This is a genomic window from Pseudomonas hygromyciniae (assembly GCF_016925675.1).
Lineage (GTDB): Bacteria > Pseudomonadota > Gammaproteobacteria > Pseudomonadales > Pseudomonadaceae > Aquipseudomonas > Aquipseudomonas hygromyciniae.
On record NZ_CP070506.1, the window covers coordinates 5,801,652 to 5,818,151 of the forward strand.

At 60.7% G+C, this 16,500-nt stretch carries 14 protein-coding genes and 1 pseudogene; 7 read left to right on the forward strand and 8 right to left on the reverse strand.

Annotation, left to right across the window (positions count from 1 at the left end; all coding sequences use genetic code 11):
- Positions 1 to 32 precede the first annotated feature (32 nt).
- Both JTY93_RS26280 and JTY93_RS26285 read right to left on the reverse strand, forming a co-directional pair.
- A complete protein-coding gene (locus JTY93_RS26280; protein WP_205476563.1) occupies positions 33 to 725 on the reverse strand; it encodes a fimbria/pilus chaperone family protein in 693 nt (230 codons plus the stop codon).
- Positions 726 to 872: 147 nt separating this feature from the next.
- On the reverse strand, positions 873 to 1,520 hold the full coding sequence (locus JTY93_RS26285; RefSeq protein ID WP_205476589.1) for a DUF1120 domain-containing protein: 648 nt from the start codon (positions 1,518 to 1,520) through the stop codon (positions 873 to 875).
- 477 nt (positions 1,521 to 1,997) lie between these two features.
- Here JTY93_RS26285 and ppx point away from each other — a divergent pair, with 477 nt between their 5' ends.
- Positions 1,998 to 3,500, forward strand: a complete 1,503-nt coding sequence (ppx, locus tag JTY93_RS26290) for an exopolyphosphatase (protein WP_205476562.1) — start codon at positions 1,998 to 2,000, stop codon at positions 3,498 to 3,500.
- 55 nt (positions 3,501 to 3,555) lie between these two features.
- On the opposite strand, the gene JTY93_RS26295 is transcribed toward ppx, so the two are convergent.
- The 3 genes from JTY93_RS26295 to hemB form a co-directional block, all read right to left on the reverse strand.
- Entirely contained in the window at positions 3,556 to 4,962 is a 1,407-nt protein-coding gene (locus JTY93_RS26295) for an amidase family protein (RefSeq protein ID WP_205476588.1), read from the reverse strand.
- 262 nt (positions 4,963 to 5,224) lie between these two features.
- The gene (ppk1, locus tag JTY93_RS26300) at positions 5,225 to 7,447 is read right to left on the reverse strand and encodes a polyphosphate kinase 1 (protein WP_169991217.1); all 2,223 of its coding nucleotides are present in this window, start codon (positions 7,445 to 7,447) and stop codon (positions 5,225 to 5,227) included.
- An 18-nt stretch (positions 7,448 to 7,465) separates the two neighbouring features.
- Positions 7,466 to 8,479: a porphobilinogen synthase gene (hemB, locus tag JTY93_RS26305; RefSeq protein ID WP_070994028.1), complete on the reverse strand. Its 1,014-nt coding sequence runs from the start codon at positions 8,477 to 8,479 to the stop codon at positions 7,466 to 7,468.
- Positions 8,480 to 8,697: 218 nt separating this feature from the next.
- Here hemB and JTY93_RS26310 point away from each other — a divergent pair, with 218 nt between their 5' ends.
- A complete protein-coding gene (locus JTY93_RS26310) occupies positions 8,698 to 9,342 on the forward strand; it encodes a DedA family protein (RefSeq protein WP_205476561.1) in 645 nt (214 codons plus the stop codon).
- Positions 9,343 to 9,408: 66 nt separating this feature from the next.
- Here JTY93_RS26310 and JTY93_RS29495 read toward each other — a convergent pair.
- Positions 9,409 to 9,606: pseudogene (locus JTY93_RS29495) on the reverse strand (sterol desaturase family protein); the annotation flags it as partial.
- A 21-nt stretch (positions 9,607 to 9,627) separates the two neighbouring features.
- Between JTY93_RS29495 and elbB the strand changes: the two are divergent.
- Positions 9,628 to 10,293, forward strand: a complete 666-nt coding sequence (elbB, locus tag JTY93_RS26315; RefSeq protein ID WP_205476560.1) for an isoprenoid biosynthesis glyoxalase ElbB — start codon at positions 9,628 to 9,630, stop codon at positions 10,291 to 10,293.
- A 126-nt stretch (positions 10,294 to 10,419) separates the two neighbouring features.
- Here elbB and JTY93_RS26320 read toward each other — a convergent pair whose 3' ends face one another.
- On the reverse strand, positions 10,420 to 12,318 hold the full coding sequence (locus tag JTY93_RS26320) for an FTR1 family protein (RefSeq protein WP_205476559.1): 1,899 nt from the start codon (positions 12,316 to 12,318) through the stop codon (positions 10,420 to 10,422).
- 291 nt (positions 12,319 to 12,609) lie between these two features.
- Between JTY93_RS26320 and JTY93_RS26325 the strand changes: the two genes are divergently transcribed.
- Genes JTY93_RS26325 through JTY93_RS26340 form a run of 4 tightly spaced genes read left to right on the forward strand, consistent with a single transcriptional unit; the run spans position 12,610 to position 15,753 of the window.
- Positions 12,610 to 14,007 (forward strand): COG3014 family protein, encoded by a 1,398-nt coding sequence (locus tag JTY93_RS26325; RefSeq protein ID WP_205476558.1) that lies wholly within the window; start codon positions 12,610 to 12,612, stop codon positions 14,005 to 14,007.
- Between the two features lie 10 nt (positions 14,008 to 14,017).
- Entirely contained in the window at positions 14,018 to 14,386 is a 369-nt protein-coding gene (locus JTY93_RS26330; protein ID WP_029289599.1) for a YcfL family putative periplasmic lipoprotein, read from the forward strand.
- A 35-nt stretch (positions 14,387 to 14,421) separates the two neighbouring features.
- A complete protein-coding gene (lpoB, locus tag JTY93_RS26335) occupies positions 14,422 to 15,009 on the forward strand; it encodes a penicillin-binding protein activator LpoB (RefSeq protein WP_169955039.1) in 588 nt (195 codons plus the stop codon).
- A gap of 3 nt (positions 15,010 to 15,012) precedes the next feature.
- Positions 15,013 to 15,753 (forward strand): penicillin-binding protein activator LpoB, encoded by a 741-nt coding sequence (locus JTY93_RS26340; protein WP_205476557.1) that lies wholly within the window; start codon positions 15,013 to 15,015, stop codon positions 15,751 to 15,753.
- 61 nt (positions 15,754 to 15,814) lie between these two features.
- Here JTY93_RS26340 and JTY93_RS26345 read toward each other — a convergent pair whose 3' ends face one another.
- Positions 15,815 to 16,447 (reverse strand): LysE family transporter, encoded by a 633-nt coding sequence (locus JTY93_RS26345; protein WP_205476556.1) that lies wholly within the window; start codon positions 16,445 to 16,447, stop codon positions 15,815 to 15,817.
- Positions 16,448 to 16,500: the final 53 nt, after the last annotated feature.

Consider the following 16,500-nt stretch of genomic DNA (forward strand, 5'->3'; position numbering starts at 1 on the left):
ACGCACCGCCAGCCCCTTTGCCCACCGCCCGCTCAAATCCCATGGTCGGTGACATCTGCTTGATAGCTGTCGACACTGAACCCGTACACCGTCGCGGGCTGCAGAACCACCGAGGTGACATCGGACTGCGGCCCGTGGGTATCGACCACCAGTACTTCTCCCGGCAGGACATAGCTGCGCGGCAGGGTCGCCAATTGCTTGCCGGGCAACAGTTGCAACTCCAGCGCCAGGCGCACCACATACGCACTGTCGTTATGGACAACCAGGCCAGTGCCCTGGCGCTTCCACTTCAACAACTCCCAGGGTGCCTGGTGCCTGGCCAACCCTCTGGGGTGCAGGATCAGCGGCAGGTTCTGCCGCAGGGTGATGCCAATGGTCGTACCGCCGGGACTACGCGCCTGGGGAATACCTTCGAAGGACACGCGTTTCAAACGCTGGGTCTTGAGCGGCGCCCCAGCCGTGCTGATAAAACGCACGAGCTGGGTTTCACCTGCCTCGACCCGGGTAATCGGCGGCGTGACGATCAGCAGTGGCTCTTGGTCTTCAGCAATGTTTTCAATTACCGAGTGAAGTAACGCGGGCCCCGGGTCGGTGTTCTTGATATTGATCGTCGCTTCACCGTCATCTTCATATAGCACCACGACCGTTGTTTCGGGCTGCATGCCATCGGCGACCGAGACGCCACTTGCGCAAAACAACAGACCCGCACACCACAACAGCGTCACACTTGCTTTTAAAAAACAACTCACCGTGGTTTCTCCGCAACGACCCAGACATACAGAAAATAAATAAACAGCCACACAAAAACAGCCGACAAGTTACGAAAGCGTCATGACAACTTCCGTTTCAATATCGGCTGCCTTTATAAGCCCTTAGATGTAACTAAGTACTAAAGTGGCGCGCCCATCCAGCGTGACATCACGGGTTAGGTCCAGGTCCTGAGCCTTGTTGATGACCGCCTTCACCGCAATGACCCCTGTCAGTTGGGAAATTGACGCTGGAGTAACGGTCGAACCATTGCGCCACGAATACTGGCTGGGTGCCTGGGCAACTTTCCCGTCACTGTTCTGCCAGGCGCCGGTGCTGACCCGCATGATGGGGTTCAACACGACACCTGAAGACCTCAGGTCCCTGAGCGTGACCGAGTACCCGCCGGTACGCCGGGACGATACTGCGCCCAGCCCGAAGTTCTGCGCTTCGGTATAGCCAGCACCAAGGATCCCGGTGACCTTGCTGCCTGCCTGCAGGTCGGTCAGGGCCAGGGCGAACTTGGCCGGGGTACTGCCGCAGTTCACGGCCACCGAGGTGGTTTTCTCTTCACGGGGATTGAAGGCAGTCTGGGACAGTTCACCAGAGCGAATGGTCCCGTAGTCGATGATGCCGCCGCCACCCAGGCTCAGATTGCAGGCTGTGGGGGTGATCGTCCCGCGTACTACCAGTTGCGCAACGTTTGTTGCTTGAGCGCCAATACTGGCTGCCAGGCAAATGATGCCTACTGTCAAACCTACTACTTTTTTCATGATCGACCTGTCGTTGGAAGTGTTAGTCATTATTTATCCGGCCGGAGATTCCGCTCTCCATTACTAGTTCCTCCTTGAAACACAAAGCATAGATAAATAACACCACGGCTTGATTGCCGAATGACAGTTTCACCCCTCGACCCGCCCAATAAATATAAGACGACACCTTAATCCCTGTGAGACTCGTAAAAAACAACTGTCCTCTTTAACAACGCCTCAAGTAGTCCAGAACAAATTATGGAGCGGCATTGTCAACTTACTCATGTAGGAAACAGCATAAAAATCGCAAGTCGCAAAAAATCTTGAAACTTCCGTCAACGACCTAGAGCGATGTCATCGGCACTACGGAAATTTGCCCTACATTTCCTACAAAATTTGATCGAGAGCAGGGGTAGGACAAATCACCAAGCACTACGCGTTGGCGTCAGCGTTTGATCGTGGCACGATGGCGAGGTTATCGACCGAGATCCCCTAACCATGCCGCAATCCCAAGCCAAGAATCTGTCCCTGATCGCCGCCATCGACCTGGGCTCCAACAGCTTTCACATGGTCGTGGCCAAGGCCCAGAACGGTGAGATCCGCATCCTTGAGCGGCTCGGCGAAAAGGTACAACTGGCTGCCGGAATCGACGACGAGCGCAAGCTCAACGAAGAATCCATGCAACGCGGGCTCGATTGCCTCAAGCGCTTTGCCCAACTGATCAACGGCATGCCCCAGGGCGCCGTGCGTATCGTCGGCACCAACGCATTGCGCGAAGCGCGTAACCGTGGCGAATTCATCCGCCGCGCCGAGGAGATCCTCGGCCACCCGGTGGAAGTCATCTCGGGTCGTGAAGAGGCGCGCCTGATCTACCTCGGCGTTTCCCACACGCTGGCCGATACCCCCGGTAAGCGCCTGGTAGCGGACATTGGTGGCGGCAGCACCGAGTTCATCATCGGCCAGCGCTTCGAACCGTTGTTGCGTGAAAGTCTGCAAATGGGCTGCGTCAGCTATACCCAGCGTTATTTCAAGGACGGCAAGATCACCCCGGCCCGCTACGCCCAGGCGTATACGGCGGCGCGGCTGGAGATCATGAGCATCGAGCATGCCCTGCATCGCCTGACCTGGGATGAGGCCATCGGCTCATCCGGCACTATCCGTGCCATTGGCCTGGCCCTGAAGGCTGGCGGCCATGGCACCGGTGAGGTGAATGCCGAAGGCCTGGCCTGGCTCAAGCGCAAGCTGTTCAAGCTCGGGGATGCCGAGAAGATCGACTTCGATGGCATCAAGCCCGACCGCCGGGCCATCTTCCCGGCGGGCATGGCGATTCTTGAAGCCATCTTCGATGCCCTCGAGCTGCAACGTATGGACCATTGCGACGGTGCACTGCGCGAAGGGGTGCTCTATGACCTGCTGGGCCGCCACCATCATGAAGACGTGCGTGAGCGCACCCTGGGCTCGCTGATGGAGCGTTACCACGTCGATCTGGAACAGGCGGCGCGGGTCGAGCGCAAGGCGTTGCATGCCTTTGATCAGGTCGCCGAGGACTGGGAGCTCGAAGACGGAGTCTGGCGGGAACTGCTGGGATGGGCCGCCAAGGTCCATGAAGTGGGGCTGGATATCGCCCACTACCATTACCACAAGCACGGCGCTTACCTGATCGAGCACTCCGACCTGGCAGGCTTTTCCCGGGAAGACCAGCAGATGCTGGCGCTGCTGGTACGTGGTCATCGCCGCAATATTCCCAAGGACAAATTCGCAGAGTTCGGCGCCGACGGCATCAAGCTGATTCGCCTGTGTGCTCTGCTGCGCTTTGCGATTCTGTTCCATCACATTCGTGGCACCCACCAGATGCCGCAGGTCACCTTGCACGCCCGTGGCGATAGCCTGGATGTGGTGTTCCCCGAGGATTGGCTGGAGGAGCATCCACTGACCCAAGCGGATTTTGCCCAGGAGGCCGAGTGGCTGACACGGGTAGGCTTTACCCTGAACGTCCACTGACCTGCCACCACACCGGATGCCTGGCTGGCATCCGGTGCGCAACCGCATGACGCCCCTAAACGCCCGACGACTGTGGCACACCCGGCTCGAAGGCCGGCTCGCGGATAGCCTGGGAAGCCTGTTCATAGCCATAGGCGAGCGAAAGCAACGTGGCCTCGCTGTTGCCCGTACCGCAAAAGTAAAGCGCGGTCGGCATCCCCTCCTCATCCATACCCGAAGGCACCGATATACCGGGGTAGCCTGCCGCGGCGGCGCCATAGTAATTGTGTGAGTGGAAGTTCGACACGATTGCATCGAGCTTGTGCTCATTGAGCGGCGTGTCGAGAGTGTTCCTGAACGTGGGGAGAACGGACGCCCATAGCGCCTCGCGCTGCTCATCCGTCACTTGCAGGCTGTCGATAAAGCTCAGCAGATCCTGGTCAGGCTCCCCCGGCCGCCTATCGCGCTCATTGAACGCAATCAGATCGGACAACGACTTCACGGGCAACCCTTCCCTTGTAGCCAGGTATGCTTCCAGTCTTGGTTTGAATCCGGCCAAAAGCGCGTCGTTGTACTGATCGTAGGTCTGCTTCGACACATCGGCATCCAGCGCGCCGATCGGCACCATGACGGCGCCCTTGGACGCCAGTAGTTGGATAGCATCTTCAAAATGCTTTTTATCCGCGCGCTTGGCCGGGTCCTTGGCGTCTTCTTGCGTCAACTCGGGCACAGGGGTGTAGCCGATGCGTTTGCCCTGCAAGGCATCCGGCTTCAGCCCGGCGGTATAGACCGTTGTTTGCGTCATGGCATTTAGCGCTTCAGCAGCATCGCGTACGTTACGCGTAAAGGTGCCCACCGAGTCCAGCCTCGAACTGGTCATCACCCCTTCGGTACTTACCAGCCCGACCGTTGTTTTCAAACCGAACACACCGTTGAAGGCCGCGGGCGAAATGATCGAACCGTTGGTCTCGACCCCCAACGCCAGTGGGACATGCCCCTGGGCAACCGCCACCGCCGAACCGGAACTCGACCCCGCCACCTGCCCTCCCAGCCGATGCGGATTCAGGGTTTGCCCGCCACGAGAACTCCATCCGTCCACCGGTACGTCGGAGCGAAAGTTGGACAGCTCACTCATGTTGGTTTTGCCCACGATCACCGCACCAGCGTTGAGCAAGTTATCCACAACCTTGGCGTTTTTTTGCGCCGGTGATCCCACCAACGCGCGGGAGCCCGCACTGGTCTGCATTTTTCCACTGGTTTCAAAGACATCCTTCAGAGCGATCGGAACACCATGCAAAAAACCGCGCACGGTACCGTTGGTACGCTCCAGGTCACGCGCCCTTGCCTGCTCACGGGCATCGGGATTGACTTCAAGAAACGCATTGCCACCCTGCAACCCCTGGTCGATATTGGCGATGCTTTTCAACGAATCCTTTACCAGGGATTCTGAAGTGACCGTCGTCTGGCTCATGCCAGACGACATCACCTGCGCGCTGCGGTAATCTTTCGGCGGCGAAATGAACGCCTCAAGAAGCCCCGAACCGCCCACTCCCATTCCCACGACTGGCCCTATCATCGAAAACTCCTCAACTGTCCAGGGCTATCGTCTGATAGCCCGGTGTCAGTCTAGGAATGGGAATAGGCGACTCCCAACCTGGCAAGTCTGAAGCGTCTGTCCGACCGCTCAGTGGTGGATGTAGGCGACCAGCAGGAAAGCGGATAGGCCGCTTCCTCCAAGGCCTGTATCAGCGCACGGTCAACAGCGGGCTGCCCAGCCGCTCCAGCAACGTCGCCTGCGCACTGCGCGGGTTCTGGTTGCCGGTCGGGGTGTTGCGCACATAGCGCCCATCCGACTGCAGGCTCCAGCTGTGGGTGTTATCGGTGAGATAACTCTCCAGCTCCTTCTTGACCCGCATGATCAGTTTCTTGCCTTCCACCGGGAAGCAGGTCTCTACCCGCTTGTCGAGGTTGCGCTCCATCCAGTCGGCGCTGGAGAGGAACATCTGCTCTTCGCCGCCGTTGAGGAAGTAGAACACCCGCGTGTGCTCCAGGAAGCGGCCGATGATCGAACGCACGTGGATATTGTGGGACACCCCCGCGATGCCCGGACGCAGGCAGCACATGCCGCGCACCACCAGGTCGATACGCACGCCGGACTGGCTGGCCTTATACAACGCACGGATGATCTTCGGATCGGTCAGCGAGTTGAATTTGGCGATGATATGCGCCGGCTTGCCATCGAGGGCGAATTGGGTCTCGCGGGCAATCATGTCGAGCATGCCCTTCTTCAGGGTAAACGGCGCATGCAGCAGTTTTTTCATGCGCAGCGTCTTACCCATGCCAATCAGCTGGCTGAACAGTTTGCCGACGTCTTCGCACAACGCGTCGTCGGAAGTCAGCAGACTGTAGTCGGTGTAGAGCTTGGCGTTGCCGGCGTGGTAGTTACCGGTGCCAAGGTGCGCGTAACGCACGATTTCACCGGCTTCGCGGCGCAGGATCAGCATCATCTTGGCGTGAGTCTTGAAGCCGACCACGCCATAGATCACCACCGCGCCGGCCGCTTGCAGGCGGCTGGCCAGTTGCAGGTTGGATTCTTCGTCGAACCGCGCACGCAGCTCGATCACCGCCGTGACTTCCTTGCCGTTACGCGCGGCGTCCACCAGCGCATCGACGATTTCCGAGTTGGCGCCGCTGCGGTACAGGGTCTGGCGCACGGCCAGGACATGGGGGTCCTTGGCGGCCTGGCGCAGCAGGTCGACCACCGGGGTAAACGACTCAAAGGGGTGCAGCAGCAAGATGTCCTGCTTGCTGACCACGCTGAAGATATTCTCGCTGTTTTGCAGCAGTTTCGGGATCTGCGGGGTGAACGGCGTGTATTGCAACTCCGGATGGCTGTCCAGGCTGGTGATGCTGAACAGGCGCGTCAGGTTCACCGGGCCATTGACCTGGTACAGCTCGGTTTCGGCCAGGTTGAACTGCTTGAGCAGGTAGTCCGACAGGTGTTTGGGGCAGGTGTCCGCCACTTCCAGGCGTACCGCATCACCGTAACGACGCGAGAACAGCTCGCCGCGCAGGGCGCGGGCCAGGTCTTCGACGTCTTCGGTGTCGACCGCCAGGTCAGCATTACGGGTCAGGCGGAACTGATAGCAGCCCTTGACCTTCATGCCCTGGAACAGGTCATCGGCGTGGGCGTGGATCATCGACGAAAGGAATACATAGTTATCGCCAGCCCCCCCGACCTCTTCGGGTACCTTGATGATCCGTGGCAACAGGCGCGGAGCAGGGATGATCGCCAGGCCCGAATCACGACCAAAGGCATCGATGCCTTCAAGCTCGACGATAAAGTTCAGGCTCTTGTTCACCAGCAGCGGGAACGGGTGCGTCGGGTCCAGGCCAATCGGGGTGATGATCGGCGCGATCTCGTCACGGAAGTAGCGACGGACCCAGGTCTTGAGCTTGACGGTCCAGTTGCGCCGACGGATGAAGCGCACCTGATGCTTTTCCAGCTCCGGCAACAGGATGTCGTTGAGGATGGCGTATTGGCGATCCACATGGCCGTGCACCAGTTCGCTGATGCGGGCCAGGGCCTGGTGCGGCTGCAGGCCATCGGCGCCGGCCTGTTCACGGGCAAAGGTGATCTGTTTCTTGAGGCCGGCGACACGAATCTCGAAGAACTCGTCCAGGTTGCTGGAGAAGATCAACAGGAACTTCAGGCGCTCCAGCAGTGGGTAGGACTCATCCAGCGCCTGTTCCAGCACGCGGATGTTGAATTGCAGTTGGGACAGCTCGCGATGGATATACAGGCTGCTGTCATCCAGGTTCGGAATCACGATAGGCGGTGCCGCCACAACCGGCTCAGTAATCACTGCAGGCTGCTCAGGCACAAGCTCCGGCGGGGTTTCGGCCACCTGTTCAACCACCGGGTGAGCGTCTTTTACGGCAACGTCTGTGAGTCCTTCGGTATTCATCGAGTGTTCCTGTGAGGGCTATTGTTGCTCTCTAAGCAATTGGGCGGCACGGGCGGCAAAGTAAGTCAGGATGCCATCGGCACCCGCACGTTTAAAAGCGGTAAGGGACTCGAGGATCACTCCTTCACCCAACCAGCCATTTTGAATCGCAGCCATGTGCATGGCGTATTCACCACTGACCTGATAGACAAAGGTCGGCACCTTGAATTCCTCCTTGACCCTATAAAGGATGTCCAGGTACGGCATGCCGGGCTTGACCATCACCATATCAGCGCCTTCGGCCAGGTCCGCCGCCACTTCGTGCAAGGCTTCGTGGCTGTTGGCCGGGTCCATCTGGTACGAGGCCTTGTTGGCCTTGCCCAGGTTCAAGGCCGAGCCGACCGCATCGCGGAACGGGCCGTAGTAGGCACTGGCGTACTTGGCCGAATAGGCCATGATCCGCACATTGACATGCCCGGCCAGCTCCAGCGCCTCGCGAATTGCCTGGATACGACCATCCATCATGTCCGACGGGGCCACCACCTGGGCGCCCGCGGCGGCATGGGACAGCGCCTGCTTGACCAGTGCGTCGACGGTGATGTCGTTCTGCACGTAGCCTTCTTCATCCAGGATCCCATCCTGCCCGTGGGTGGTGAACGGGTCCAGCGCCACGTCGGTGATCACCCCCAACTCCGGGAAACGCTCGCGCAGGGCGCGGGTAGCGCGCTGGGCAATGCCTTCGGGGTTCCAGGCCTCGGCGGCGTCCAGGGACTTGAGCCCGGCCGGCGTGACCGGGAACAACGCCAGCGCCGGGATCCCCAGCTCGACCCACTGCGCGGCCTCTTCCAGCAGCAGATCAATGGTCAAGCGCTCGACACCCGGCATCGACGCCACCGCTTCCCGACGATTTTCACCGTCCAGCACAAACACCGGCAGGATCAGATCATCGACCGTCAGTACGTTTTCACGGACCAGGCGGCGAGAAAAATCATCACGACGGTTGCGGCGCAGGCGGGTTGCGGGAAACAAACGCTGGGCGGGGGTAAAGCTCACGGCAGACTCCTGAGCCCGGCTTGACGGGCGAGCGTGACAGTTATAAGCGGCCATTATGACGAAGGAATGACAGTTGTGCTTACTCATGCGACCGGCACGCGACCTGTAGCCGCATTCACGGTTTCTGTAGGAAATGTTCACTTCGTGACACATCTCGATACTTTCATGAATGTCCACGAAGGCGTAGGCTGCGCGTTCATTTCGCCAGCACCCAGACAATGCTCCAACAATTTCTGAATGACTTTGGCTACTTTGCCCTCTTCCTGGGGACGTTCTTCGAAGGTGAGACCATTCTGGTTCTCGCGGGCTTCCTGGCGTTCCGCGGATACATGGATATCAACGTGGTGGTGGTGGTCGCGTTCTTCGGCAGCTACGCCGGCGACCAGCTCTGGTACTTCATGGGCCGCAAGCATGGGCGCAAACTGTTGGCGCGCAAGCCACGCTGGCAGTTGATGGGGGATCGGGCACTGGAACATATCCGCCGACACCCGGATATCTGGGTGCTGAGTTTCCGCTTCGTGTACGGCCTGCGCACGGTCATGCCCGTGGCCATCGGCCTGTCAGGCTACCCGCCGGGACGCTACCTGTTGCTCAACGGCATCGGCGCGGCGATCTGGGCGGCAGCGCTGGGTGCTGCGGCCTACCACTTCGGCGCGGTGCTCGAAGGCATGCTGGGCAGCGTCAAGAAATACGAATTGTGGGTTCTGGGCGCCTTGCTGCTGCTCGGCCTTGGGCTGTGGCTGCGCCGGCGCATCCGCAACGCTCGCCTGGCCCGGGAAACCTGCGCCGCCGAGAGAGCCCAGCTGGCGCAGGAACAACTGGCCGAGCCGAAAAAGCCCGAACCTACGACGCCAACCGAGTAAACCGGCGCCAGAAACTTCAAGCCCCATGAGGCTGAGCAAGCGCGAGCTCGCCAGCCCCAGCCAGCCTTCGGTCCGCCGGGCATCACGCCAGCATCGCGCACCGAACTGCAGATTGACCCACAATGGATGTCAACGGGCCACAGGGGTGGGCACCGCAAAGATCAGCGGTTCGTTTTCGTGTTCTTCCTGAGCCCGACCAAACAAACAGTCCCAAATAATGAACACCCCGCTGTAGTTACGATCCATGTAGAGAGCGTTCAACGCCATAAATCAGGAGAAATGCCCATGAGCAAAAAGATTGCAGTGATCCTTTCCGGCTGTGGCGTGTACGACGGCACTGAAATCCACGAAAGTGTGATCACCTTGCTGCGGCTGGACCAGCGCGGCGCCGAGGTCCAGTGCTTTGCCCCGGATATTGCGCAACTGCATGTGATCAACCATCTCACGGGCGAAGAAATGCCCGAGTCGCGCAATGTTCTGGTGGAGTCTGCGCGCATCGCCCGAGGCGAAGTGAAAGACGTTCGCGAGGCCCGCGTGGAGGCGTTCGACGCACTGATCGTGCCCGGCGGTTTTGGCGCAGCGAAAAACCTATCGAACTTTGCGGTCGAAGGCGCCGGCTGCAGCGTCAACCCGGATGTCCTGGCACTGGCCGAAGCCTTCGCCGAAGCAGGCAAGCCCGTGGGGCTGATCTGCATCTCGCCAGCCTTGGCGGCGAAAATCTACGGCCCCGGCGTGACCTGCACCATCGGCAACGACACCGACACCGCGGCGGCCCTGGACAAAATGGGCGCCACCCACCAGGAATGCGCGGTAGACGAGATCGTCGAAGACAAGGCGCGCAAGCTGGTGAGCACGCCGGCCTACATGTTGGGCAAAAACATCAGCGAAGTCGCATCGGGGATCAACAAGCTGGTAGACCGCGTGTTGGAACTGACCCACGAGAACGACTGATTCATCTCTGACAGTTCACAGCCTCAGTGTGGGAGCTGGCTTGCCTGCGATAGCATCACCTCGGTTCAACTGACACACCGAGGCGTCTGCATCGCGGGCAAACCCACTTTTAATCGCTGGCGCCCTTCAGGAAGCCGCCACCCGGCGCTTTTCGGCCAGGCGGCTGCGGCTGTACAACACCACAATCGCAATGATCGCCACCGCCTGGGCACTCAATGAATACGCATCGGCGTGGATGCCCAGCCAATCGAAGTCAAAGAACGCCACCGGCCGGGTGCCGAAGATGCCGGCTTCCTGCAATGCCTTGACGCCATGCCCGGCGAACACCACCGACAGCGCGCACAGCAGCGCGGCGTTGATCCCGAAGAACAGCGCCAGCGGCAATTTCGCCGAGCCGCGCAGAATGATCCACGCCAGGCCCATCAGCAGCACCAGCGCCGTGGCACCACCGGCCAACACGGCGTTATGCCCGGCAGGACCGGCCTGCAGCCACAGGGTTTCGTAGAACAGGATCACTTCGAACAATTCGCGGTAGACCGAGAAGAACGCCAGGACTGCAAACCCAAAACGCCCCCCACCGCCCACCAGGCTGCTCTTGATGTAGTCCTGCCAGGCAGCCGCGTGGCGGCGGTCATGCATCCATACGCCCAGCCACAGCACCATTACGCTGGCGAACAGCGCGGTACAGCCTTCCAGCAATTCACGCTGGGCGCCGCTGACGTCAATGACATACGCCGCCAGCGCCCAGGTTGCCGCGCCGGCTACCAATGCCAGGGCCCATCCGACGTTGACGCTGCGCACCGCTGACTGCTGGCCGGTGTTGCGCAGGAAGGCGAGGATCGCCGCCAGCACCAGGATCGCTTCCAGCCCTTCACGCAACAGGATCAACAAGCCCGAGATATAGCTCAACGACCAGCTCAGGCCGTCGCCGCCCAACAGGCCGGCCGACTCGGTGAGTTTGCCCTTGGCCACCTCCAGGCGCTGCTGGACCTTCTCGATTGGCAACCCGTCCTGCAGTGACTGCCGATAGGCCATCAGGGCCTTCTCGGTGTCCTTGCGCACATTGGCGTCGACGTTATCCAGGGAGCTTTCCACCAACTCGAAACCTTCCAGGTACGCGGCAACCGACAGGTCGTAGGCCTGTTCATGCTCGCCGCTGCGGAACGCCGCCAGGCTCTTGTCCAGCGTGGCCGCGGTGTACTCCAGCAACTGCGCCGGGCCACGCTGGACCTGCGGCGGCTGCGCACGCTGGGCGCGGAACACACGGACAGCGTCCGGCCCTTCGGCGGCCAGCACTTCTTCCGGGGTCTGGCGGGCAAGGTCGGCCAGGTTGAAGGATTTTTCGCTTTTTGCTGCGGCCGGGTCGGCGGTGAAGCCGGCGATATAGGTCGCCAGGTCCCAGCGCTGACGGTCATCCAACTGGTCGGCGAACGACGGCATATCGGTGCCTTCGACGCCCAGGCCCAGGGTGTTGTAGATGCCGTAGAGGCTCAGACGATCCAGGCGCTGCGCATCGCGCAGGTTGGCCGGGGGCGGGGTCATGCCGACACCGGCCGGGCCATCGCCCGCCCCGGCGTCACCGTGGCACACCGAGCAATGCTGGGCGTACAGCGGCGCACCGCGGGTCGGGTTCGGGGTAATGGCCGGTGCCTGGCTGACTTCATAGGCCGCCGCCAGTTGCGCACCCAGTTGCCGTGCCTGGCGTGCGACCGCGTTGCCGTCCTGATGGCCGGTGACGGCAGCCAGCAGCTCATCGACACCCTTGACCAGGCCCGCGCGCTCAGGCTTGTCGGGCAGCTCTGCCACCAGCCCCTGCAGCACACCGAGAAACTCCACCTGCTCACGGTATTCGGACTCATCGACCACCTTGCCCGCCTCCACCGTCGGCGGATAGTCAGCGCCAATGTAATCCAGCAAATGCAGGGCCTGGGGCGCACCTTCTGCGGTGGCAGCCAGCAGATTGAAGCTGCACGACACCAACGCCGGCAACAACAGCCAGGCGAGAAAACGGGAGGGGGCAGTCATGAATGAATCCCAAATGGAAACAAGAAGTAACATATTGTCGAATGTTAATGGGTTTGACTCAAGACGTTAGTGCTTTGTCCGCCGAAATGACCTGCCCAGGTCTTCAATACGCCCGCTGAAAAGCCATTGTTTTGCCAGTAACGAGGCCTATAATGCGCCGCCTTCGTTATCGCGAATCGGCATTTCAGCTCCTCGCTTTATGAGGAATATGTAGGAAAGGCTTTTCCTGCGATTGGTTATTCGGCCCGACCAGCACCTTCGGCCGATTACGCTCAGGGAAGCAGCATTCCAATGGCATCTCGCGTCTTGATCTCCCTTGCCCTCGCCGCGGCCACGCTGCTGTCGGGTTGTTCGATGTTCCGCAGTTACGACACCGAACTGCAAGCCACCAACCAGCAATTGGCCAGCGGCAATGTGGATGGCGCGCTGACCCTGCTGGAGAAAAACAACAGCAGCGAAGACAAAGACCTTCTCTACTATTTTGAAAAAGGCGAGCTGCTGCGCGCCAAAGGCGACCTGGCCGGTAGCCAGGCGGCCTGGCACCGCGCAGACCTGGTGGTCTACAAGTGGGAAGAGTCGGTCAAGTTCGACACCGAGCGCTATCTGGCACAGTTCGGCAGCTTCCTGATCAATGACAAGGTGCGACGCTACGAAGGCTATGACTACGAAAAAGTCATGCTCACCACCCAGATGGCGTTGAACCGACTGGCGGTCAACGACTTTGACGGCGCACGCACCGAAATCAAGAAAACCCACGAACGCGAAGCCGTGATCGCCGAGCTGCGGGACAAGGAATACCTCAAGCGCGAAAACGAAGCCGAGCGCCAGGGCGTAGCCACCCAGTTCAAGGATCTGCGCGGCTACCCGGTGGAGAGCCTCGATGCGCCCGACGTGGTCGGCCTGAAGAACAGCTACCAGAGCGCTTTCAGTCATTACCTGGCCGGCTTCGTCTATGAGGCCCTGGGCGAAAAGGACCTGGCCGCGCCGGGCTATCGCAAGGCCGCCGAATTGCGCCCCAACACGCCGCTGCTGGAACAGGCATTGCTGGATCTGGACGCGTCCAACGTGGCGGCTGACGAAAGCGACGTGCTGATTGTGGTGCAGAGCGGCCTGGCACCGGCCCGTGACTCGATACGCCTGCCACTGCCAATCCCCATCGACGGGCATTGGGTTATCACACCGCTGTCGTTCCCGGTGATCAAGCCAGACACCTCGACGGCCACCTTTGCGCAGATCGGCGTCGATGGCCGCCAGCAGAACCTCACAGCTCTCAACAGCACCACCGCCATGTCCCGCCGCGCCCTGCGCGACGACATGCCAGGGATCATCCTGCGCACCACCGTGCGCGCCATCAGCCGTGGCGTGACGCAAAAGAACCTGAACCAGACCAACCCCATGGCCGGCCTGGTGTTGGGCATCGCCTCCGCCGTCACCGAGGGCGCCGACACCCGCACCTGGCGCACCCTGCCGGACGTCACCCAGGTCGCGCGCCTGCGCCTCAAGCATGGCGAGCATCAGGTGAGCCTGCCCAATGCCCTGGGCGGCACGCTGGTGACGGTCAAGGCCGAACAACGCCACCAGGTGATTACCTTGCGCGTGGTCGGCAACCAGGTATTCGCCAGCGGCCTGGCGGCCCATGTGGTCGCGAGCAATCCGGCCCAGGCCGTCGCCAGCCTCAAACAACCTTAAGGAGCACGCTATGCGTCATTTCATCCTCGGCGCCCTGGCGCTGATCTTCCTCGCCGGTTGCGCCACCCCGCCGCCAGAACCGGGCAGCGCGGCGAGCAAAGTCGTGGTCATGGGCAAGTTCAAGGGCATCGCTGTCGGCGCCATTCGGGTGGCCCGCGAAAACGGCTTCCTGACGGCCAAGGTGCAATTGAGCAACATCACCAGCAGCAACCAGATGATGTATTACCGCTTCGCCTGGCTGGGCGCCGATGGCTTCCCGGTGGGCGACGAAGAAACCTGGAAAGTGCTGAACCTCTACGCCAACCAGGCCACTTTCCTGCCGGCTATCGCCAACCTGCCCCAGGCCGCCGACTTCCGCCTTGAAGTCAAGACGCCTTGAACCTGCCCCCTATTCAGTTTTCGAGAGACATTCTTATGTTTGCACGCTTTTCGTTCCTCGCCGTGATCGCCGTCCTGGCCAGCGGCTGCGCCAACACCTCGCCGGTCATCGGCGGCAAAAACATCAGCTACGGCGATACCAAGGCCGTGGAATTGGTGACCAACGAGTTCGGTTCCACCGACCTGCAGATGATCGCCGAAAGCATGACCCGCTCCCTGGCGCAGTCCGGCATTCTCCAGGGCCGCCCGGTGGTGCAGGTGTATGACGTGAAGAACAAGACCAGCGAATACATCGATACCCGCGAGATCACCACCTCGATCAAGACCCAACTGATGAAGACCGGCACCGCCCGCTTCGCCAGCGACAACACTGACATGCAAAGCCAGGTCGACCAGCTCAAGCTGCAAAACCAGAGCGGCCTGTACAAGAAGTCCACGGTCAGCAAGACCGGCAATATGGTCGCGGCCAAGTACCGCCTGGAAGGCTCCATCAGCTCCATCGTCAAGCGCAGCGCCGACTACAAAGACGTGTTCTACAAGTTCAGCCTGCAACTGGTCGACGTCGAAAGCGGCCTGGCCGAATGGATGGACGAAAAAGAAATCCGCAAGACCACGGAGCGCTAAGCCATGCGCCCATGGATCGGCATCATCGCCCTGCTGTGCAGCTTTGGCGCCTGGGCGGCGCCAAAAATCGCCGTGACGGACCTGGCCTACGAGGCGCGTGTGGAGCAATACATCCACGCCGTCGCGGCGAGCAACAACTTCCAGGCCAGCCCCTACAACGCCAGCGGCGCGTCCAGCTACGCCGAGTTTGAAAGCCGCGACAGCTACATCGAACAGGGCGAGCTGCGCAAATTCGGCGGCGATATCAAGGGCGAAATCCTCAAGTCGCGCCAGTTTCAGCTGGTCCAGGGCACGCCCTACACCAGCGAGGCCAAGGGCGATGTGTACGACGTGATCAAACGGATCAAGGCCGGCCACTTCAAAGGCGCCGACTATGTGCTGTTTGGCACCTTGTCGGATATCGACTTCACCCAGGACATCAACGCCCTGGATCACACCAACAGCTATTCTGCGGTGCTGGGGCTGGCGGTCGTGGCGGATTTCAGCCTGATCAACACCCGCTCCTACGAGATCACCTCGGCGTTCACCGCCATGGGTGAAGGCCAGGACACCAAGCTGGTGAGCAGTCGCGACGCGCGCGTCAGCCTGAGCCGGCCACGGGTGGTGAAGGAGGTATCGAAAACCTTGGGTGAGGATGTGGTGCGCCAGCTGCAGGAGCAACTGGGCGGCGGCTATCAAGAGCCCGGCCAGCCAGCGTTGCGCAATAACCTGCCAAGGGACGAAGCGCCGAAAATCCTGCGCTGAACCCAAAACCAATGTAGGAGCCGGCAAGCCGGCTCCTACAGTTTTGATTCGGTTTCTTCAGTCAGGCCGTGGCACGGTGCAGGCTGGCGAGGAAACCCGCAGCGCCCACGAACAACCCGGCAAACGTGCGGTTCACGCGCCTCTGCTGCTTGGGCGTGCGCAACAGGCGCAACACTTTGGACGCCAGCCCCGTGTAGCCGGCCATTACGATCATATCCACGCCGATCATCGTCGCGCCGAGGACCAGATACTGGATCAGCAGCGGCGCCTGCGGGTTCACGAACTGCGGCAGCACCGCCAGCATGAACACCAGGGCCTTGGGGTTGCTGGCGTTCACCAGAAAACCACGGAACATCATCGCCATGGGCTTGCCGATGGGGCGCACGGCAGCGTCATCGGTCAGGTCCATGGGCAAGGCACGCCATTGCTTGATCGCCAGGTACACAAGGTAGGCCACGCCGAACCATTTGATCGCGTAGAAGGCGGTAGACGACGCCGCAAGCACCGCCCCGAGGCCGCCAGCAACCACGGCAATCTGCATCGCCAGGCCCAGTTGCAGGCCGATGGCATTCCAGTAACCGCGCACAAAACCGTATTGCAGGCCGCTGGACATCGAGGCGATGGCGCCCGCGCCGGGAGAGAGACTGATGATCCAACTGGCCAGGAAGAAGGCCAGCCATGTGTCGAGCGCCATTGCACACCTCGTAGCAAATTCGTTGTGAGCACTAAGCTAACTCCGACGGCCGA